The sequence below is a fragment of the Desulforadius tongensis genome (genome assembly GCF_016907915.1).
Taxonomy (GTDB): domain Bacteria; phylum Bacillota; class Desulfotomaculia; order Desulfotomaculales; family Desulfohalotomaculaceae; genus Desulforadius; species Desulforadius tongensis.
On sequence record NZ_JAFBCW010000006.1, the window covers coordinates 1 to 21,368 of the forward strand.

A 21,368-nucleotide genomic window follows, 5' to 3' on the forward strand; every position below is an offset into this window, starting at 1 on the left:
GTATATCCGGCGGCAGGTTTCCAGCCAGCGCAGGAGTTTGTGCTCCTGTTCCTTATTGGGGTAGATACGGAACTTGTAGTTACGGATTACCTTGGAATTGAACGTATCGTTTGACATCCTCGAGTTTCACCTCACCCACGGTGGACAAAAAATAACTGGGAGATTTCATAGCTTTATTCTACAGGAGGTACTAATGCAAAACAATAGTTCTCCGGAAAAACACGGCCCGCCTTTCATCCCCGCCCTTTGCTCTCGCTTCGCGAGCAAGGAAAGCTCAGGACGGGGACTTCCCGGCGGGAAAGTTAAAATCAAAGGCGGTATATATTATGGAAGCAAACAAAGCTCTGGCACTATTTTTTTGTATTGCAGGAGCAATTTTAATGATTATTAGCCTTCTTTATCGCAAAGGATATTATCAAATACCTTTTATATCAGAACATAGTGAATCACAAAGAAAGCAATACACTGACATTGGTATCCTGCAATCATTATTCCTTATATCATAAAGAACTTTGGGATACTTATTGTTTAATTTATCAAGTTACTAAAAAATGTCGTCGACCCCCGGTAGTGTAATTTTCCCGGGGGATCGACGACATTTTTCAGCAGCTCCAATGTATTGATATAACTGGTATGTTAGAAAAATCTAAGATGAAATGCTTGTTTTTGGCATTAGTATTGTGTAAACTAAAATGCAGATATTAAGCGCTTTTTAATGGGTTTCTAGTCTACCTATGAGGAATTGAAACAATAATATTATTTAAAAATTCAATTGTTTTTTTAAGTTTCTAGTCTACCTATGAGGAATTGAAACTAACGCAGGCCACGCATAGTCAAAAAGGTGGTTATGATGTTTCTAGTCTACCTATGAGGAATTGAAACAGAATATACAACGGGCGACTCCAATATTATAATGGAGTTTCTAGTCTACCTATGAGGAATTGAAACCTAATACCATTTTGAATTCTGCACCCACACCGGCGTGTTTCTAGTCTACCTATGAGGAATTGAAACAACGGCAGTCTTACAAAATTAAAATCTGCCACCGAGTTTCTAGTCTACCTATGAGGAATTGAAACATCATATCAAGTACTGGCTTCAACATCTCAGCAGTTGTTTCTAGTCTACCTATGAGGAATTGAAACTATCAACCAATGCGATGGAGAAAGCCGCGCCGGGTAGTTTCTAGTCTACCTATGAGGAATTGAAACACCGGCTAATTAACTTGACTAACGGACAAATTAGTCACGTTTCTAGTCTACCTATGAGGAATTGAAACTCCATCGGGGCCCTATGTGTTCTTGCCACCACTTCATTGTTTCTAGCCTACCTATGATGAATTGAAACGGCCAACAAAGAACAGACTCAAAACCAAGCAGGATGGTTTCTAGCCTGCCTATTGATTGTCAATAAAATTGGCCCACCTTATGCACATAAATTTAACCCATCCATTGAAACAAAAATAATAAAAAAACACTCTGCTGATGGGCGAAAATTTTGTCTGGATCGCTTCGCGCGGCCTTGACAAAGAAACGCCTGCAGGCTGCAGCCGGTGCAGGAAAATACGAGCAGGGCGCCGGAGATAAAGCTCTGCTCGAGCTCAAAAGAGCATGAGATTATGATTTTACCATTTTAGACAGTCGTTTGCTGCTTTTAGCCTGAAATTAGCGGTCGGTTTGCCCCGCGGGCCACGTAACGGCTCAGGGCTCGCAATACCCTGCCGTTTAAACCCAGGTCAATGCCGCAGGTTCCTTTAAGTGCCCCGGCCAGTTCTTCCAGACAGGTGTTGCCGGCCCTCTCTCCCAGTCCACCGATAGTTGTATCTATATATCGAACACCTTCCTTAACAGCCGTAAGGGAATTAGCAGTGGCCAGGCCGAAATCGTTATGCCCGTGAAACTCAATTTCAATGGTCAGGGTCTCTTTTAAACGACCAATAACCCGGGAAAGAGAAAATGGAGTCAGAACGCCAACGGTATCGCAGTATCGCAGCCGCTCGGCACCCATTTCCTGGGCCAATAATGCAAATTCCAGTAAAAAGCTTTCATCCGCCCGGGAAGCGTCTTCCGCCCCCACTGTAACCCGGCACCCGTAGTCGGCGGCATAGCGAAGCGCCCGTTTCAAACAATCCAGCACCCACCGGCGGGATTTAACCAGTTTATAGTAAATATGAATATCGGAAACCGGAGCCGAGATATGGAGATCTTTAACCCCGCATCCCAAAGATGCCCGGATATCAGCCAGCAGCAGGCGGTTCCATGTGGACACCCTGCTTTTCAGCCCCAGGTCGGCAATGGTTTTAATAGCAGCCTGCTCCACTTCCCCCATTACGGGTATACCGGCTTCAATCTGGTATACCCCCAGCCGGTCCAGTAATTTGGCAATGGTAACTTTTTCCCTGAAGTCAAATACCACACCCGGTGCCTGTTCCCCATCTCTCAAGGTGCTGTCCACAATGTATACTTCCTGCATACGTCTTCCCCCCGGTTTTAAACAAGCATTCCCACCGCATCGGCTCTGCACTGGCGACAGTGTTCCATTTGAGAAATAATAAAAGCAAGCTTCTGACGCGCCAGGTGTATCTCTTTCCTGGTGGGACGTTCCAGCGCTGCAAACTCCGCTTGCGGAATCAGCGGCATCACATTCATGATATATGCCCCCAGGGCTTTTACCGCCCTAGCTATGTCCGCCAGATGATTATCGTTAACTCCGGGAATGAATACAGTATTAATCTTCACTGTCATTCCCATTTCCGCTGCCTTTTTGATTCCTGCTTTTTGGCGACGCCACAACAGCTGCGCCCCAGCGGTTCCGTAGTATACTTTATTACGGTAAGAGATGTAACCGTAAATTTTACTGCCTACCACAGGGCAAACGGCATTTACCGTCACGGTTACGGCCTTGACCCCTGTATCTTGCAGCCGCTCAAGATTATCTTCCAACATAAGACCGTTGGTGCTGATGCATTTTATCAGATGTGGATACTGTTTATGCACCAACTCCAAAGTCTCCAAGGTTTCCGGGTTGGCCAGGGGATCCCCGGGACCGGCAATACCCACAACTCGAATACGATGATCCTTTTTCACCACCTCGGATACACGGTCCAGCGCTTCTCCGGGTGTTAATATCCGGCTGGTTACACCGGGACGGCTTTCATTCACACAATCATAAAGCCTGGTACAATAATGACACTTTATGTTGCAGCTGGGGGCTACCGGCAGATGGATTCTGCCGAACCAGCGGGCCGCTTTCTTATCTAAACAGGGATGCTGCCTGATTACCTCCCGTAATTCTGTCATAATTTACTGATCCTCCTTTCGTCACAAAACACTGGAACACCATTTCAATGCCTCGGATAAAGGCCCTTCCTTTTCCAACACCGTCAACCCGGTATTGCCCGCCTGCTTCCGGGCGCATTCTCCGGCCCGGGTACACAGCACTGCCCGGCAATCTGCCAGTAAATCTATGCGCTGCCGGACTCCGTCCCTGCCGCCGGAATCCTGATACGAAACACTCTCTTTTCCCGCAGGCCGTCTTATTTCCAGCAAACTCACACTGTTGGGAGTTAACTCAAAAATCATAAACTGCTCAGCCCTGCCGAAGTGTTGGTCAATGGTTAGGCCATTGCCGGATGCTACGGCCACCTTCAATTTAGAAACCTCCCGTCTACTCTGTGCTAATCGCCAAACCGGCGCGCCCATTATCCCGCTTACTTCCCGGGCCAAGTTTACAAAACCGTTAAACCCGGCAAAAGGGCTCATTTCCTGTGGAAATACCAGGAACGGTACACCTAATTTATGAGCCATGTATTTTTCCTTGGTTCCCCCCACCAGGAGGTCAGGCCGGTATTTAGTTAAGAGTTCTTCCAGTTCCCGGTCGTGGGCATCATCCATTAATAATACACCTTCTTTAACCTTATCCCCGGCCTCCCGGTAATCCTGGCGGCAGCCAAACTGGGAGCCAGCCATTATCACTTCCATACCCAGTTCTTGAAAAGCCTTAGCCATGGAACCCATCCGGGAAGCACCGAAGAATAGGGCCACCCGCCTGCCGGCCAGCCCGGGCAAAAAAGGTTCTATCTCCCGGCGGGCTTTCTTCACATCCTGGGCAATTACTTTCTCAGTCTTATCTGACCCAAAAAACTCCCCAACAGCTCGCAGTGCAGCAGTGGTTTCTTCCAGGCCAAAAAACGATACTTTTAGAAACGGTATATGAAAACGATCATGCATAGCTTCAGCCAGAGCCTGCCCTGTACGGCGACAGTGGACAATATTTAATTTGGCCCGGTGAGAGTTAGCCATGGCAGTTGTCGAAGCGCGTCCCGAAAAAGTACAAATGATATTAATTCCCAGCTGTCCCAGTAATGCCTCAATTTCTCCTAAATCACCCTGTACATCAAACTCCCCCAGAATGTTTACCGTATTATCCAAGGGTGGTTCTTTCTTATCTCCTTTACCGATAAAATGTTCGAGCAATACATTTACGGCAATATCGTGACCGGCTGCCTGGCTGGTGCCGCAAAAGCCGGGGCAGTTCACCGGCACCACCGGTAAGCCCAAGTCCGTAGAAGCGCGATTACAAATGGCAGACAGATCCTCACCGGTGATCCCCACCACGCAGGTAGCGTATACTATAACGGCACGTGTACCGGAAAATTGCCGAACGGCTTCGCGAATCGAATTATATAACTTATCCCCGGCCCCAAAAACAATGTCACGTTCCGCCAGGTTCGAGGAAAATATGCGGTAGTTGGTGCGCCGGACGGTGCGCCCGTAGTAGGCACACCCCACCGGGCCATGTACCAGGTGAACCACATCGGGAATGGCGGCCAGCATCCACCGCGCCCCGTAAAAGGCACATGCCCTTTGAGAAATCACGCCCGGCAGGGTAGACCTGCCGCATTCCGGCTTTTCCGCTGCATCCTTTTTATTTAAAACCACATGCCCACGGCGGTTGGGTAATAATTCTAAGGAAGCTGACATTTTAAATCACCCTCTTTAATCAACTAAACTCAAGCAAACTGTTAACGATAAGGTCTAATAAGCTGAGGCTCCCGCGGTAACCTACTATAGCGCGCCGGTGATACCCTACCCTATCATAAACGGGAAAACCCAGCCGAACCACGGGAACCTTTACCTTGCGAGCAATTTCCACACCGTGGGACGGTGATAAAATGATATCCGCACGTCTTTCTTTAAGGGCTGACTCAAAGTCATAAAGGTCTCCACCCGAAATAACGACGGGATTATAGTCATATTCCCGCGCAATAACTTCCACTTCCCTTACAAATTCGTCGCTGGCGGTGCTGCTCATCACCACCGCCGGCTCCATTCCCAACTCGCAGATGAATCGGGTTGTACCGGCCACAATGTCCGGGTCTCCCACTAGGGCCGCGCGCTTCATCATAGTGTACTGGCAGGAATCAGCCATGGCGTCCAGCAGGATTCCTCGCTCCCACTCCAGCGAGGATGGTATTTCCTTACCGATCAGTTTTTTTACGCTGTCCAGGAACCGGTCCGTGTTGGCTATTCCCACCGGTAGAGGTCCCAACAGCGCGGGAATATTGAATTTCTTTTGCAGGTAGCGGGCCCCCGCACCCCCGGCGTGCCGGCAGAGGGCAATGGTTCCCAGGGAATTAGCGGCATCCGCCAGCTCTTTAACAGAAGTCCCCTCTTTTGGCAAACGGCTCATTGATATTTCCAGGGGAGTATCAAGTGTCCGCGAAATATCATATAGCACAAGGAAGGGAACATCCATTTCCACTAAAATATGTTTTATCTCTTCAATATCTCCCGGGTTAATTATTCCGGGTATGACATTTAACTTACCATTGGAATCCTTGCCCGGCTGCACCAGGTATTCCAAAACAGCACGGGATGCATTATCGTATCCCTTAATATGACTGCCTGCATAGCTGGGGGTATGAATGGGTACGATTTTTACCTGCTTCGAGCTAACATTTATTTTCCCGTTTAACTCTTTTTGCACTTCCCTTATTATGGAATCAATATTATCACCGATGGTTTCACTGAGACAGGTACTGACCACACCAATAAACCGCGGGCTATAGCAAAGCAAAAGATTCTTGATACCCTCGACCAGATTCCGCCTGCCTCCGAAAACAGCCGCATCCTCGTGAAAGGATGTGGCGGCCACTTTAACCGGCTCTCTAAAATGCCGGTTAAGCAGGTAGCGTACATAACTGCAGCAGCCCTGTGAGCCGTGCACCAGGGGCACAGCCCCCCGGATGCCCAGGAGAAGGTAGGCAGCACCCAGGGGCTGGCAAGTATGACAGGGATCTATAGTTACCACCCGCGCACCGGTTGCGGCAGCCAATTTATTCACACCTCCGGAGTAAAATAATAATTTAAAGCTGCTGCGTGCGGTCGTCGGGATAACTGTAATCCAGAAGGGCGTTTACTATTTCCGCCAGCAAGAACTCGCCCCCGCGGTAACCCACCACCGGCCTCTTCTGGTAACCTACCCTGTCCCACACCATCAGCCCGACTCTAACCAGCGGCACTTCCAATTCGTTGGCAATGTCCACTCCCTTGGAATTTCCGATAATCATGTTAACCCTTATCTTTTTTAGGTGCTCTTCAAACTCAAAGAGATCCCCACCGTTGAAAATCTCGGGATTACATTGGTACTCCCGGGCAATATCCTCGATTTCTTTAGTAAAGATTTTACTGGGCGTGCCGCTCAGAACCGCCACTGGTTCCATTCCCAGTTCACAGACAAACCGGGTCACTCCCACCACAATATCCGGATCGCCGAAAACAGCCACTTTTTTCATCATGGTATGGTGGAAAGTATCGGCCATAAAATCTAACAGCAGACCCCGTTCATCTAAAAGTTGTTCAGGAACCGGTATTCCAGTTAGTTCACTAATATTTTTAAGAAAGATATCAGTATTATGCACACCTAACGGCAGGGGGCCCAAAATTGCTTTAACGCCAAATTTTCTTTCCAAGTACTGCGCCCCGAGCCCCCCTTCATGGGGGCACAGGACCACTGTCCCCAGTGAATTAGCCATGTCCTTTATCTCATCCGCCGGCGTTCCTCCCTTGGGATAACACGGTATAGACTGGGGAGGGCGCAGAGGGGCGTCAAAAACACCGGCAATATCAAACATCATTATGCTTTCCGTGCCCATTGCTTCCAACAGGTGCTTAATCTCCCGGATATCCCCGGGATTGAGCATCCCCGGTATGATATTTACCTTGTTGTTGGGAGCAGTTTTTTCCGCGGCCAGAGTCTCGATAAAGGCTCTGGCCGCCCTGTCATACCCGGCTACATGAGAACCAGCAAAACTGGGAGTGTTAATGAGAACAATTTTTGTCTGCGACGATATTTCCTCCCCCAGCTCTTCAACCAACCGTTTCCTGGCCATTTTGATAAAACTCACCATATCGTCACCGATAATTTCACTGGAGCAGGTGGTAACCACGCCTATGACGTCCGGCCGGTAGCGCACCACCAGGTTGCGAATACCTTCAATAAAATTTTTCCGCCCGCCGAAAACTGCGGCATCTTCATGAAAAGAAGCGTTGGCAATCATATTCGGTTCCTTAAAAATGCGGCAGAATGTGTAACGAACGTACGTCGTGCAGCCTTGGGCCCCCTGGACAAAAGGAATACCCCTGTGCACGCCCATGGTGGCGAACATGGCCCCCAGCGGCATACAAGTCCGGCAAGGATTGATTACCACCGCCCGGTTGGCTACCCGCACCAGAGTAGGATCCCTTTCTATATATTCTTCGGTCATGGGAATTCTATCTATCTTAAGCTGGTCGTAAGTAATACCCTCTATTGGTATTTCCTGAACTCGCATACTCGCTCCCTCCTCCTGCAAGCATTAAAGAAACTTCCATACCGGTGCGTATATTGCCTGATAAATGTCCCGGGCAAAGTTAACAAAGCCAGCATAGCCGGCATACGGCCCTTTTTCATAGGAGTGAGAATTAAGCGTAGGAATGCCCATTTTGCGGCCGATAAACTTTTCCTTGAGGCCGGTCAGAAAAAGATCCGGCTTATACTCATGGAGCATTTCCTCTATTTCAAACTCGTTGGGATTGTCAATAATTAGTACACCGTCTTTGGCCCGGGCATTAATCTTTTCGTAATCATCTTCATGGGCAAAGGTACAGGCGCCTGCCACAACCTCCATACCAAGTTCTTCCATAACCTTAATCCAGTGCCACACCCGGGGTGCACCTACATAAATTGCTACCTTCTTCCCCTTCAACCGTTCCCGGTAAAAGGAAAGGGCCTTTTCTACCCTGGCAGTCTCCTCGGCAATAACCTTTTCGGCCTGCTCTTCCAGCCCGAAAAATTTAGCCGTTCTGCGCAGGGCATTGGATGTCTGCTGAATACCGAACAGGGAGCAGCCAACATAAGGTACCTCGAACCCCTCCTGAATTAACTCCGCAATGTAGGTGGCCGATCGCTGGCAGTGAACGACATTTAACTCGGCATCGGGCATCTTAATCAGATCTTCTATCCTGGAATTACCGGTAAAAGTGACAATTACCCGTACCCCCATTTTTTCAAACAAGGGTAAAATCACTTTTGTATCCCAGTCAATGTTGTACTCGCCCACTAAAGCGATGTCATAAGGAGTTTTCTCCTCTTCCTTCATGCACAAGTCCGGCCGCTTTTCCCTTAACTTTCTAATCTGCCGGAAAAACTGGTGATTGGCAACGTGGTGACCCTTGGATTGGCTTACCCCCGAACATCCCGGCGCTTCAGCATAGAGAATAAATTTTCCCGTTTCTTCCTCCAGCTGCCGCGCCACGGCAGATACGTCGTCCCCTATTAGGCCGGTGGTACAGGTGGTATAAATAACCATTCCCCTGGCTTCAGGAAACATGCGGAAGGCCTCCAGGCAAGCCTTCTTTAATTTTTTCATTCCCCCGAAAACAACATCTTTTTCTTCCATATCGGTAACAGTACAGTAACGGCGGTTGAACGCCACGTTGGTCAATTTACCCGGGAGAGCCCAGGTATAAAGATCAGACAGGTGGCGCCGCGTACCCCAGGTATACCAGGCGCACCCCACCGGGGCATGCACCATGTGTATAACATCGGTAATAGGTCCGCCCACGACCCCGCGTGAGCCGGCAAAAGCTCACCCGCGCTCGGTCATATCACCCGGAACGGTTTTTGTATTACAAAGCGGGATTACCGGATTTTTTTGGTCGGTAATGTAAGTGTGTTTTCCCCTTTCGGGAATTAATTCATCACATTTTAAAGTTACCAGCGGCATCTATATACCCTCCTCAGCAAATTGCTTCCCTGCCTCTTTCCTGCGTCCGCACCCGGACAGCTTCTTCCACCGGGCAAACAAAGATCCTCCCGTCACCGACCTCGCCGGTGCGGTTGACTCTGGTGATTACTTCTACCACCAGAGATACATCTTCGTTGTTGACAACCAGGGAGATAAGTCTTTTAGGAATATATCTCATACTGCTTTCCTGGCTTAATACTTCTGAACTGATCTTGAAAGAAACTTCCTGCTTCAGGCCTTTCTGTTTACCCCGCCCCATGACCTTACAGGCAGTCATTGCCGGAAAACCGAGGGTACTCAATACTTCTTTGGTCCTGGTCATTTTATTAGTGCGGATAACGGCCACTATTTCCTTCACTGCTGCAGCACCTCCCCATTTCATAAGCCTTTGGCGCCCGTCCTTACGGTATAGGCTTCTTGCACCGGGCTGATGAACAGTTTTCCGTCACCAAAATTCCCCGTATATGCGGAACGATTAATAATATCAATAATTTGCTCTACATTTTCATCTTCAGCCACCAGCATAATCATTACTTTAGGCAGTTCATCATAATAAACGCTGCCCACATGAATGCCCTTTTGCTTACCGCGGCCCACTACGTCCATTTTGGTTAATGCTACGTACCCGGCATCAGCCAGGGCATCAACTACCTCCTCGGTTTTTTCGGGCCTTAAAACAGCTCGAATCATTTTCATAATCTTAACCCCCTTAGTCAAGAAGTCCATATTTAACTACCAGGTCTTCCATTTCATCCATGGTCATGGGTTTGGGAATGACAAACATGTCATTGTCAATGATTTTTCCCGCCAGCTCTTTATAGGACATGGCTTGATTACAGGTGGGATTGTATTGCGTCACCGTCTGACGGTTGAACTCCGCCTTTTGGACAATGTTATCCCGGGGTATAAAGTGAATCATCTGGGTGCCCAGTTTATCGCAAAACTCTTCCAGCAGTTCTTTTTCCCCGTCAACATTACGGCTATTGCAAATGATTCCGCCCAGGCGTACACCGCTTTGCTCGGCGTATTTCACCATGCCCCGGCAGATGTTGTTGGCGGCGTAGAGGGCCATCATTTCGCCGGAAGCCACAATGTAAATCTCCTGCGCCTTGCCCTCACGCACCGGCATGGCAAAACCACCGCATACCACGTCGCCCAGCACGTCAAAGAAAATAAAATCCAAATCCGGAGTATACGCACCCGCTTCCTCCATTAGGGTGATGGCAGTAATCACACCCCGGCCAGCGCAGCCCACGCCCGGCTCGGGACCGCCGGATTCAACGCACTTTATCCCGCCAAACCCGGTTTTTACCACCCTTTCCAGAGTAACAGCTTCTTCCCCCTCTTCCCGCAGGGTATCCATCACCGTTTCTTGGGGCTTCCCCCCAAGGATTAAGCGGGTGCAATCCGCCTTGGGATCACAACCGTGAATCATTATCTTCTTCCCGTAGAAATAATTCAGCGCTGCCGCCGTATTCTGTTGGGTTGTGGATTTACCGATACCACCTTTACCGTAAATTGCTATTTTTCTGGTCATAATTCTCCTCACTCCTTATTTTGGTTATCAACCGCCTGTTTCCCGGCGGAACTCCCTCTGGTTAGAACACCCCACAAAATAAAAAAAGGGGCTTTTCCAAGCGTTGTTTGATACCTTGGAATAGCACCCTCGCTTCATAAGGGAACAATACGTCCCGTGTAACCACGCTGCATAGTGGTTGTATGGCACCTTTACCCTTAAATAAGTAAATCCCCCAGGAAAACATTTCCTGCGGGCATCTTTGCCTTTAAAAAGTCATAAAGCCCGCAGGGACATCTCCCCTGCAGGCTTCTTCGCCTTAACTGCGTGCTCTTCTTTGATGCACTTAATTTAGTTTGTTACCTTGCAGCTTATTATAAATCTACATGGCACTCCTTGCAAGTAAAGTTTTTAGCCAAAAATTCCCGTTATAAAGTAAAAAGATTTAATTACCTTGAGCAATTATGGGATTTCGGAATGATACCACCAATATGATGGTCTACCCATCTCTCTAATGAATTGGAGAGGATTCCCGGCGGGCTTCCTAAAATATAGTTTTTTCGCCTTACGTTTCTAGTTCATTAAAACATGGGAAGGTTAAAACTACTAACTAGTAAAAAGAAACCGGCAATACCTTCAAGTAATAGGCCGCAGTTTATGGTTCTTTATGATATACTTAAACATAAATTAAACTGGGGAGTAATTTTTCCATGTTTAGTCTTTCTTCGGAAACGATATCAACCTTCAGAACGGAAATAATTTCATGGTTTCGGAATAACGGTAGGCCCTTTCCTTGGAGAAACACCCGCAATCCCTACCGTGTACTGATATCCGAGATACTTCTTCAACGAACACGTGCGGTACAGGTCGTACCCGTTTATCTGAATTTAATAAGCAGTTATCCAGACATCTTCTCATTATCGGTAGCCGATGAGAACGATCTTAGTCTCCTCATAACACCTCTGGGCCTACGTAAGCGTACCCGTTACCTTATAGATCTGGCCGAAGAAATAGTAAGAAGATTCGACGGGGTAATACCGTCCGATAAAAATGAACTCATTAGCCTGCCGGGAATCGGTACTTACACCGCACATGCGGTTCTATCTTTTGCATTTAACCTTCCGTATCCCGTAGTAGACTCCACCGTTATAAGGGTATTCAGGAGATTTCTTAATCTAAGCTATCCCGGGCATAAACCTAACCGTAAAATTATGGAAATTGCCGAAATACTTATGGATAATTCGGATAGCAGGTTATATAATTACGGTCTTCTGGATTTTGCTGCAGATGTATGCAGTACGTATAACCCCGAATGCACCGTTTGTCCCGTTTCCCGATTATGTGCAAATATGCTTTCTTCCAAAAGTTGATCTTATTCGTTACTTTTCGAAGCAGCACTAAGAAGAATATTTACCACCATCTTCCTTAGCTCATCCTTAGGCGTATCCTTATACCTTTTATAAATTTCTCTAGCCTTCTCTCCCCCACCGCTCAGGCCCGACCCTTTCTTTTCAACATTTAAAAAATTTGCGAATCTCATTATCAGAGAATCGGGGGTTCTTCCCATTATCTCGGCAATTCGGGAATAATTTACCCCAAGTTCTTCGTAACCGAATCGATAAAGATAAAAAGCGATTATGTGTTCCTCATTGCTCCATATTCTTTTAACCAATTTTAGCTTCACACCTTCCTCTATTATATATCCATCGCTAAAAACTATCGATGCTTCTAACGTAACCGCTCTTTAATAGGTAATTGACCAGATCATGTAATATCTTGACGTTTCCACCTTCAATTTTTACCCCAAGTTCCAGTCGGTTCCCCAAACCGTATTCGGTTAAATTAGCACTTCCTAAATATGCAACCTTACCCTTATCCGCTATAATCATCTTGGCATGAAAATCGAAAAAATTCCCTTCCGATTCATTCTTGGATTGGTACAGATAAAGCTTTATACGGGAACGTAGGTCCTTCTTTTTCACTTCAATAAGAAACGGTTCGAGGGCTTCCATATTATCCCTTCTTTCCCCCGTTAGGTATCTGGTTATTATCCTTACCTTAACACCCCTCTGCATGCTATATATTAAAGCATTTTTCAGTTCTTGAACTGCATAACGGTCGAAAAAGGGATTAAGAATTATCAGCTCTTCTTCAGCATTCGATATAATACAGTGAAGTTCGGAAAAAATCGGAAGTACTTCGGCTACCCTTATTCTTCTGATACACCTGTAATCATCCGGTATATTTCCCATCAGCACGTATCTATTATCGGGTATTAGTCTGTCTTCCAGTTCCCCGAGATTATTAATTATCACCTCCGCCTCCGACACATTCCTTAGAAGCTCGAGCTTATTTTTTAACCGGTAAGCAATTTGATCCGAACTGACATGATCCTTAACAATATCAATTATTCCCTTCCTTTTTAGCTCCAGTACGAAGGTGTAAATTAGGGGGTCGTCTCCCTCATTGAAGTATCGAAGTATTTCCCCGACCGTAAAGCAATTCTTTTTCTCACCGCCTAAGTACAGAATGATACCGCTCAATCTTTGGAGAAGTTTCGGTCTGCTTCTAAATGCCATTGCCAAATTAACGCTCATCTACGAAACGCACCCTTCAGGTTCTCCCAGAAGCCTTTAATCTTTCTTCCATTTAATTCTCCTCCATATAGAAACACCCGGCCCAGCTGTCTGTTAAAATATGAACAGGTGATTTCAGGTAGATGCATACAACCGTGACACGATCCGCCTTTAGAAATGCATACGGGATCGTAAACGCAAAGTCTGAGTTCCGGGTCAAGGCATTTCTCCATCAATTCCGCAAGACTTTGTTCAAATAGAGTATGAAAGCCACCTATGGTAAATACCGTCTTGTTACTGTAAATTACAAAGGAAAGTTCCCGTGGAAATATGTATTCCGCCATTCCCATCTTCTCGAAGCCGCTTATCAGCGAAGCCGCCCCTATAAAGCAGTGGGAGAGGGAATGCAGTAGGTTAAAAACGTAATATGTAACTTCATCTTCTTCATTTAGCATCGCATATCTATCAATATTAGCTATATTCTGTAGGTAATGCATCTTCAGCTTAGCTTTATCGGAATTATACAGATTAACAGAAAGACCGTTGCCCTTTAACCATTCTGTAACTGCTAGGGGATCAAGTCTAAATAAAAGTGCTTCCGTTCCTCCCCTATCAACGTAAACGGGTACCCTTCCGTCCCTACGTCTAGGAAATGCTTTAATAACAGTTTCTATATTCCTTCCGTTACGGTTGTCTACCGGTTCAAATGATACCCTCGTATACCCGAAAACAGCCGTAATAACCGGAAATTCTTCTATAAGGTGAATGTCCTCAAAACCGAACTTTTTAACCGCATCCTCTGCTGCTAAAAGTATCCCTTCACTGCCGGGTCGCTCTTTTCTTAATCTTTCCGCCCGTTGACTTATGTTTTCGTTTTTAAGCTTATTGAGAACAAAAGTATATTCGCTAAGCTCCGTAAAACCGGTATCGTCTATCCCTTCCGTATTAATTTTGCCTATATCGTTATCTTTTTCTATTTTTGATTTAATTTTTGTGAGTTCTTCCTCTAAGTATTCCTTTACCGGCTCGGGCAACTCCGGGTTTTTAAGCTCACGTTCGTAAGTTTCCATTTTATTTCTTTCTTCTTTAGTTAGGACAGATCTTGGTGATCTTAACCCCAAATATTCTGACATAATCCATTTCTTTTTATCAATATCAGCAACAGATATTCCGTCGCCTACATCTACCAGCCTTATATAATGCGGGTAATACGTTAAGTTGGCTCTGTGAGGAGTAAGAACCATACTACAATCTTCTTTACCCTTAGAAGAACATTTCACGCACCTCTTAAATACAGGAGCAATTTCTGCATTACATTTCAGGCATACCCATCTGAAATCTCTGGCCTTCTGGCTCCTTCTTTCGTCCAGAGCTATGTGATTATAACCGTGTTTGTTACACCCGTACGGAATGCTTAACGGCTCTATTTCACCGCATTGGTGTACGAACACGTGATAGATCTGCCTTAGTCTTCCATTATCACCGCAGTTATGATTGCATATCACCCCAGGGTTTCTGGCCTTCAACTTCTCATGTGATTCGTACTGATAAACCCTACCGCATTTTATACATCTGAATACAAGGGGAAAAATATCAAACCTTACGTTCTCTGGTTCTTCGAAAATAAACCCGTTATAATCGGAATAAAAATCTTTCTTATCCGGAAATCCTATAACCCTTCCTTTAGACCACCTGGGGTTAGAAGACGTGCCGTAAATATATCTTCCTATTTCCTGTAGTATTCTTTTTTCATTTATGTTTCTCTCCTCAATCCCATCTATATCCGTCACAATACAAATAACGTTACCGCCATCGTAATCAAATGTGGTACCGGGCAGGTAATTGTATAAAACCTGCTGCTTGCCTCTATTCATACCGTTTTACCACCCCTCCTAAATTAAATCACACTATTTTATTTCCTTAATAGTTGTTTTAAAAGGCTTCTTACCCTATAACTTTCAGTAAAATATATAGGCTCGTCCGTATCCCTAAGGCTTCTCATCGGTTTATGAATTAACGGCGGGTAACCTAAAGCTAACGGTAGACTTTCTTTTGTTCTTTCGTTTGCAAGTATGTATACAATATCCGTCAGTTTTTTATCAATTTCACTTTTAAATTCGCTTCCCGGGGGTAGATCGGTTCTGTAGGCATCGTGTAAATACTCCTTAACTTCATCCATATCGAGCGAGGAAATTACCGGATACCATGCTTTCTTTTTAAACAAACTCTTATTATGTAGTCTTGAATACCTGTTCAGTATGAGGGCACTGAATATCCCGGGCAGGGTTTTATCGATACTGAACTTTGACCATCTATTTATAGCCGGAGGCTCTACTAATCTCTCCGTATATTCGTGATATTTAGAAAAATAATGATAGTGACTTCTATCCCTCTCTCTAGCTGGTGCAAAACAGATAATCGATATTCCGGGACTTTTTCTTCCAACACGGCTGGAAGCCTGGATATATTCGGCCGTTTGCCTGGGCATGCCGAAAAAGACCATGAAATTGAATCTTTCGATATCCACACCGTGGCTGATCATGCTCGTAGCGGTAACGGATCTAATTCTGTCCTCGGGCTTTTTATTTTTGTAGTCCTCCTGCATTTCCTTGAGTAATGCGGTAATGCGATATCCCTCGGTACCGCCCGTCATCATTTCATTTCTTACCGCAGTATATCCGTCTCTGGTCAGATAGAGGTTGATCTGACTGGCAATACTCTCCGCTACCTGATCCCCTCCCCTTTTCGTAAGAACGTACGTCAGGCTAACCTCATACTCATCCAGAATTTCTTCCACCTGCTTATCGTATAGCGATTCCGTTACTCCTATAGCATCCGCAAATTCGGCAGCGGAAAGCTTCCTTAACCTCTGAATTTCTCTGTGGAAGTACCACAGTATTTCAACCGTAGAGTTGATGTGCGTTTTGTTATGAGGCATTATCCCTAGAAAGTATCTTCCTATCCTCCCGGTATCCGTATCGCTGTAAAAGGACTCCTCCCATGAAGGACCCGGTACCGGAAATCTATAGGGCTCATCCCTGCAGTATAGTTGATCTACGTGATATTCGTAACGCTTTATGGTGGCCGTCGATGCTATGTTCTTCCAGGCCCTACCGCCGGATATATCCTTCTGCATTTTTACGATAAACGTCTCGTAATGAGAATCAAAAGCCCCCAGTTCTTCCTTTACAAGGTGGATCTCATCCTGAACCTGCAGGGTCGGTACCATTAGCCGTTTTACGGAATCATCAACCCTTGCCACCTTTCTTCCGCCGCAATACCGGCATTTATCTTCCCATAGGTATCCATGCTTATCGCATTTATATCTTACGTCTCCGAACAGGTTGCCAAATTTGGTCTGATAACCGCATAGTGCTATCTTATCAACCGTAGATACTATTACCGTAGGCAGGTATCTGTATATTTCGTCGTCAACAATGTATATAGGCAGTGCCCTACCTCCCCAGCTGCAAACGGTACTGTCGGAGGTACATTCATGTACCAGTCTCCACTCATCAAAATCAAATCTGATTTTAACGCTTTCCCTGCCGCAGAAGGGACATACGTGTACCTTTCTGTATTTTTTATCCCTATCGGGATCATCATTAATTTGTTCTGCATTCGATCTATAATAAATATTATTTTGCGTTTGGCTACTGCCTACCCAAAGACCAACGCTGAAGGGTTCACCCTTTATTGCTCTTTCCTCCCTAATCAGTTCCGCAGCACCTATAATTCCCGTAAGTCTTTCCAGCTGCTGGGCGCTAAGAAGCCTTAAAGGAAATCTGAACAGTGCCGTTAATCCGGCAGTCTTTCCTCTTAACCTGTCAAAGAAGGCATTACATATCGTTAGGCCCAGATATGCCTCCGTCTTCCCGCCGCCCGTGGGAAACCATAACACCACTGGACTTTCAATAGAATTACTATCCTTAAAATCATCCGTCCAATGCTGGGCGGCAAGGTCGGGCAGCTGGGAAACTATAAACACCAGCTGGAACGGTCGCCACCCCTCGTATCCCCTTCCGGCAATTTCGTTCTTTTTTATAAAGGCCTCGTTCATTACCCTAAATGCTTTATTTAGCATTTCATACTTATGATTTTTCAGTACTTCTATTCCCTTTTTATACCTATCGATTTCTGCCCTGAAGTTATCCAGATCCCGTTTAAATTCCTCTTCATACCTTGCATCCTTCAAAAATTCGTTCTTATTTGCTTCCCAGTACCCGTAATAATCCTCCATATCTTTCAAAAGTTCCTCTAAAACATTTATCGGGTCATCGCTTAAACTCCGAAAGGTTAACTCCGTCAGCTTTCTACCTCCTATTTTTTTAGGAAGTTGAGTCCTGGTACCGTACCTTTTCTGTCTCACCACCGGTGCATTAACAGTTTTTAATCCTCTGCCGTGGTCATCCCCGTAAAGCGGCTCAACGGTACAGTTTAGTCCTATCGCCGGCATTATAGTATCGTATCTATAACTATCCTTTAGAGAATTAAACTCGAAAGGTATTAACTCCGCAGAAACAAACGATGTCTCGATAGAAGCATCAAATATAAAGCTATCCTCCATCTTCTCGGTACCGACGGGATCCCTATCCTCTCCAGTATTAACCAGTAAAACCTTTAAAAGGTAAACATCATTTTCAACGGGATTAAGCTCGATATGCAGTTCGAACTTCCATTTCGGCAGGTTCACATCTCCATGCGTCGCATCCCTAATTAGTTCGTTAAAAAATTCTTCGTATTTATCAGGACTCTCATCTGGATTCTTGGACAGCTTCCTTTCGGGTATTTTTTTGAATGCCTTAGAATCTCTTTTGATTTCTTCATAAATGTCTTCCATAACCCGCTTAAACGGTTCGTCGGAAGAACTTATTATTTTTTTACCTTCCCTTATCAGTAATGATAAATTTACAGTTATAAAAGGAAAATTCGGTCTTAAACGCTTAAATACCACCGCCAGTTCCCTGGCTCCCTTTATCCTTTTCTGTTGTTCCAAATCGGGAACTATTCTGTAATATAGGGACATATTAGGTCTGATTTTTAGCATCGCATCCCGGTTGCTGATTTTCAACCTGCACTCGAAACCGAGTGCATAGGGAGAAAGTCTGGAATGAAACTCGGATCTCAGTTCGTTTTCCGACAGTTCTACTTCCGATACGGCAGAATTGGGTCTCAGGCTCCCGACAAAATAGGTGTCTCTGGGACGTTCGTAAAGACAGTACTCTCCATCCTCACCCTTACCCGATCCCGAAGTGCATTCGGTAATCCTTTTAATTAAATATTCACATAATTTCTCCTTTACGGCATATTCATCGGCCTTCGATAAGCTCATAAAATATCCCCCCTTTAAACCGTAAAAATTATTCCCGTATATCCGGGCTTTACGTACTTTATTGCTTCGGATATTTCCTCTATCGTTTTAACCGTTAAAGCATCCCTAAAATCAGCCATGGATAACCCCCACTCTACAAGTTCGTCATCTGGTTCGACTAATAAGTTAGTTGAAGAAGAAGCTATTATGACCCTATTAAGCTGTACTGCTACCACCCTATGAATCCTTCTCAGCCTCTTCATGGCCCGGTATATCATCTTCCAGCTCTTCGTTAGCTCGTCCAACCCCAATACGATTCCTAACCTTTTTATATCCTCGGGATCTTCAGGCCCCATAACATCTCCCCTGATCCAGTTACCGATAGTCGCGGAAGATGTTATGCGGCTTCCTAAACGTACGAGCATACTATGAATTTCTTCATATGTTAACCCTCTTCTGTAAAATGCATCGTTGATACTTCTCTGCCAGAATCTGATATACTTCGTATCCAGATCTACCTGCGGCTGTTCTTCATTTTTTTCTAATATCAGGTCGTACAGGCTGTTCCTGGCATTACCCCTGATTATAACTACCCTATCGCCAGCCTTTAATTTTTTTACCTTAATGCTATAAATAGCTCCGCTAACTCCTTCAATTTTCTTTAGATTATCGTCGGCGGCGCAGAACATTCTGCTCCCGTCCGTAAATATAATTTCCCTTGCTTCTACGGTATGAGTACCGCTACGGTGTACCGCCTCTCCTCCCCGTACGGAAAAGAGCGGTATAAGGCCGTCTTCGCTAATTGAAGTAGCAACTCCAGACAGCATAGCAAGCAGGTCCGAGTGCAAGCCTGTTTTTCTAACCTTATCACCCAGAATATTCGATACGGCATCTGCCAGTTCTCTCAAAAAATCTTCGTCTTCTTCAAATACCTTTGCTTTTAAAAGAAATTCTTTCTTATTACGTCCCGTTTGGATGATTCTGTTTCTAACCCCCTGCAGCATAATCTTAAGGCCACGCATTTCCTCATCATACAGAACCATTATCGTTCCCTTAGCAGGCGGTATCAGAATGATTTCCGGTAATTTAATCCAATCAATTCCGGTAATAACAACCGTATCGGGATTAACGCCATCATTATGTAGCTCTTTAACCAGCCGTTTTAGGCCCTTATAGGAAGTTACGTATAAACCCGCTCCTTCAGGACCATACTTTTCCCACCCGAATTTTTCGGAGAGAAATTTTTTCAAAGCCATGGCCGATGTAGCATTAATTGTAACAATAATCGTTTTGAGCCCCGATTCCACCTGTCTATTAACAATATTCAGAATATTATTCATCTTCTCGTTGTTCTCATCCAGCAGTTCGTTAATCCTATGAAATACTCTGCTCGTCTCGTAAATAAGAACCTTCATGTCTCCATCATCCAAATACATCGTACGGGATACCGATGTAAGTTCATCCAGCAGGTCCAAAATGGTGAAGGTATTTCCCGTTTTTCCAGCAATAATATCGTATAATTCCGGTTTTACAGGAAGCTCCATAAGCATTCTGTATGCATACGAAGCCCTTCTGATAACTTCTTTAACCTCCCTACCGTAATCGAATTTCTTAAGAAGCTTTAACATTTTCCTTAAATTCTTACCTAATTCGTTAAAATCCTTATCAAGGCGATCTTCACACCTGATTATCATCGGCATCCTGCGCTTCTTCATATTTCGGATCTCATAAATCCCCGAAGAAAACGGGGAATTTTTGCCGCCGTCACAAATGTCGCATTTATTCTCATGTGCCCTTATCATTCCGGAAGACCAAAGAAATACCTCGGCATCGCCGTTACGTACCTTCGGAATTCTATAATCGGTTATATTATCAAAAATATGTATAATCGGAATACTTCCATCACCTACCACGGGGTCACTCTCTCTAATGTGAGAATAATCGCAGAGTATATAGTCGCATTTCGGGCAGCGGTTTACTACATCGGGTGATGAAGAAAGGTAAAATACGGGAGACTGTCCGTCGTATCTTCCGAAGTAATCGCGGCTACCGATTATCGATACGTTTCCGTCCTTACGTACATAACCGGCAGGAAAAAAATAGTGCACGGGTAGTTTTTGCGGAATTCTTTCCCTTATATACCTTTTTTTAATATAATAACTCCAGTACAGGTGACAGTTATAGGGATCATCCATATTCAAGTCTAAACCTTTCTTATACTCGTCTATAAGAAGGTTAATCTTTCTAATAGAAAGTTTCATAACATCTTCAACGTAAATGTATGTTTTTTCAAGAAATTTTCTTATAACGCTGGATCTTGCGATAAGCAGCATACTAGGACGTTTCTTGGGATCCTTTTTGGTAGGAATATTTACGGTGTAGTCATGCAGTACTAATTCTATAGCAAGGGGTACGATTAGATAACCGAACGGTCCGGCAATTACGGAACTCCTTCCTTTTTCATATATCTTCTTACAGTAATCTATAGTTACAGTTTCGAATTCGTGAAGATTGATTTCTTCATCACGGTAAGTTAACCGGTAAATTCTTCCCAAAACCCACTCGTCTCCCTCTCTAATTTATAAAACTTATTATTTCTTGTTATATAATTCTCAAATACATGTTAAAATCCTTCTGCTTTTGGCAATTAATGTAACTTATCCGGAAATTTTTTAA

At 45.0% G+C, this 21,368-nt stretch carries 17 protein-coding genes, 2 pseudogenes and 1 CRISPR repeat array; of the genes and pseudogenes, 2 read left to right on the forward strand and 17 right to left on the reverse strand.

Annotation, left to right across the window (positions count from 1 at the left end; genetic code table 11):
* Together JOC37_RS13655 and JOC37_RS13660 are read right to left on the reverse strand one after the other, a co-directional pair.
* The coding region (locus JOC37_RS13655) for a helix-turn-helix domain-containing protein (RefSeq protein ID WP_204616237.1) at positions 1–117 on the reverse strand (117 nt) is incomplete at its 3' end.
* Positions 80–163: pseudogene (locus JOC37_RS13660) on the reverse strand (IS200/IS605 family transposase); the annotation flags it as partial. The pseudogene JOC37_RS13660 and the gene JOC37_RS13655, both read right to left, overlap by 38 nt.
* Positions 164–326: 163 nt before the next feature.
* On the opposite strand from JOC37_RS13660, the gene JOC37_RS03310 reads away from it, so the two are divergent.
* A complete protein-coding gene (locus tag JOC37_RS03310) occupies positions 327–506 on the forward strand; it encodes a hypothetical protein (protein ID WP_204616047.1) in 180 nt (59 codons plus the stop codon).
* A 213-nt stretch (positions 507–719) separates the two neighbouring features.
* Positions 720–1,347: direct repeats of the CRISPR family, unit length 30 nt; unit sequence GTTTCTAGTCTACCTATGAGGAATTGAAAC.
* A gap of 306 nt (positions 1,348–1,653) precedes the next feature.
* On the opposite strand, the gene JOC37_RS03315 is transcribed toward JOC37_RS03310, so the two are convergent.
* From JOC37_RS03315 to nifH, 10 genes and pseudogenes are all read right to left on the reverse strand, one after another.
* Entirely contained in the window at positions 1,654–2,472 is an 819-nt protein-coding gene (locus JOC37_RS03315; protein ID WP_204616049.1) for a homocitrate synthase, read from the reverse strand.
* 17 nt (positions 2,473–2,489) lie between these two features.
* Positions 2,490–3,299 carry a radical SAM protein gene (locus JOC37_RS03320; RefSeq protein ID WP_204616050.1) on the reverse strand — a complete coding sequence of 270 codons (810 nt, stop codon included), beginning with the start codon at positions 3,297–3,299 and terminating at the stop codon, positions 2,490–2,492.
* A 21-nt stretch (positions 3,300–3,320) separates the two neighbouring features.
* Entirely contained in the window at positions 3,321–4,982 is a 1,662-nt protein-coding gene (locus JOC37_RS03325; RefSeq protein WP_204616051.1) for a nitrogenase component 1, read from the reverse strand.
* 19 nt (positions 4,983–5,001) lie between these two features.
* Positions 5,002–6,336 carry a nitrogenase component 1 gene (locus JOC37_RS03330; RefSeq protein WP_204616053.1) on the reverse strand — a complete coding sequence of 445 codons (1,335 nt, stop codon included), beginning with the start codon at positions 6,334–6,336 and terminating at the stop codon, positions 5,002–5,004.
* Positions 6,337–6,367: 31 nt separating this feature from the next.
* Positions 6,368–7,834: a nitrogenase component 1 gene (locus JOC37_RS03335; RefSeq protein WP_204616054.1), complete on the reverse strand. Its 1,467-nt coding sequence runs from the start codon at positions 7,832–7,834 to the stop codon at positions 6,368–6,370.
* A gap of 24 nt (positions 7,835–7,858) precedes the next feature.
* Positions 7,859–9,118: pseudogene (locus tag JOC37_RS03340) on the reverse strand (nitrogenase component I subunit alpha); the annotation flags it as partial.
* Between the two features lie 12 nt (positions 9,119–9,130).
* Positions 9,131–9,268, reverse strand: coding sequence for a hypothetical protein (locus tag JOC37_RS13750; protein ID WP_476580493.1), 138 nt, complete (start codon positions 9,266–9,268; stop codon positions 9,131–9,133).
* A gap of 13 nt (positions 9,269–9,281) precedes the next feature.
* On the reverse strand, positions 9,282–9,647 hold the full coding sequence (locus JOC37_RS03345; protein ID WP_204616058.1) for a P-II family nitrogen regulator: 366 nt from the start codon (positions 9,645–9,647) through the stop codon (positions 9,282–9,284).
* 20 nt (positions 9,648–9,667) lie between these two features.
* Entirely contained in the window at positions 9,668–9,985 is a 318-nt protein-coding gene (locus tag JOC37_RS03350) for a P-II family nitrogen regulator (RefSeq protein ID WP_204616059.1), read from the reverse strand.
* Between the two features lie 13 nt (positions 9,986–9,998).
* Positions 9,999–10,826: a nitrogenase iron protein gene (nifH, locus tag JOC37_RS03355; protein ID WP_204616061.1), complete on the reverse strand. Its 828-nt coding sequence runs from the start codon at positions 10,824–10,826 to the stop codon at positions 9,999–10,001.
* Between the two features lie 689 nt (positions 10,827–11,515).
* Here nifH and JOC37_RS13665 point away from each other — a divergent pair.
* Positions 11,516–12,175 (forward strand): HhH-GPD family protein, encoded by a 660-nt coding sequence (locus JOC37_RS13665; RefSeq protein ID WP_204616063.1) that lies wholly within the window; start codon positions 11,516–11,518, stop codon positions 12,173–12,175.
* 2 nt (positions 12,176–12,177) lie between these two features.
* Here JOC37_RS13665 and JOC37_RS03365 read toward each other — a convergent pair whose 3' ends face one another.
* From JOC37_RS03365 to drmE, 5 genes are read right to left on the reverse strand one after another with little or no spacing between them, the layout of a single operon-like run.
* Positions 12,178–12,489, reverse strand: a complete 312-nt coding sequence (locus tag JOC37_RS03365) for a hypothetical protein (RefSeq protein ID WP_204616064.1) — start codon at positions 12,487–12,489, stop codon at positions 12,178–12,180.
* A gap of 25 nt (positions 12,490–12,514) precedes the next feature.
* Entirely contained in the window at positions 12,515–13,402 is an 888-nt protein-coding gene (locus JOC37_RS03370; protein ID WP_204616066.1) for a phospholipase D-like domain-containing protein, read from the reverse strand.
* Positions 13,399–15,255: a hypothetical protein gene (locus tag JOC37_RS03375; RefSeq protein WP_204616068.1), complete on the reverse strand. Its 1,857-nt coding sequence runs from the start codon at positions 15,253–15,255 to the stop codon at positions 13,399–13,401. Before JOC37_RS03375 ends, JOC37_RS03370 begins: the two co-directional genes overlap by 4 nt.
* Positions 15,256–15,293: 38 nt before the next feature.
* The gene (locus tag JOC37_RS03380) at positions 15,294–18,713 is read right to left on the reverse strand and encodes a helicase-related protein (RefSeq protein ID WP_204616069.1); all 3,420 of its coding nucleotides are present in this window, start codon (positions 18,711–18,713) and stop codon (positions 15,294–15,296) included.
* A 14-nt stretch (positions 18,714–18,727) separates the two neighbouring features.
* Entirely contained in the window at positions 18,728–21,247 is a 2,520-nt protein-coding gene (gene drmE / locus JOC37_RS03385) for a DISARM system-associated protein DrmE (protein WP_204616071.1), read from the reverse strand.
* Positions 21,248–21,368 lie beyond the last annotated feature (121 nt).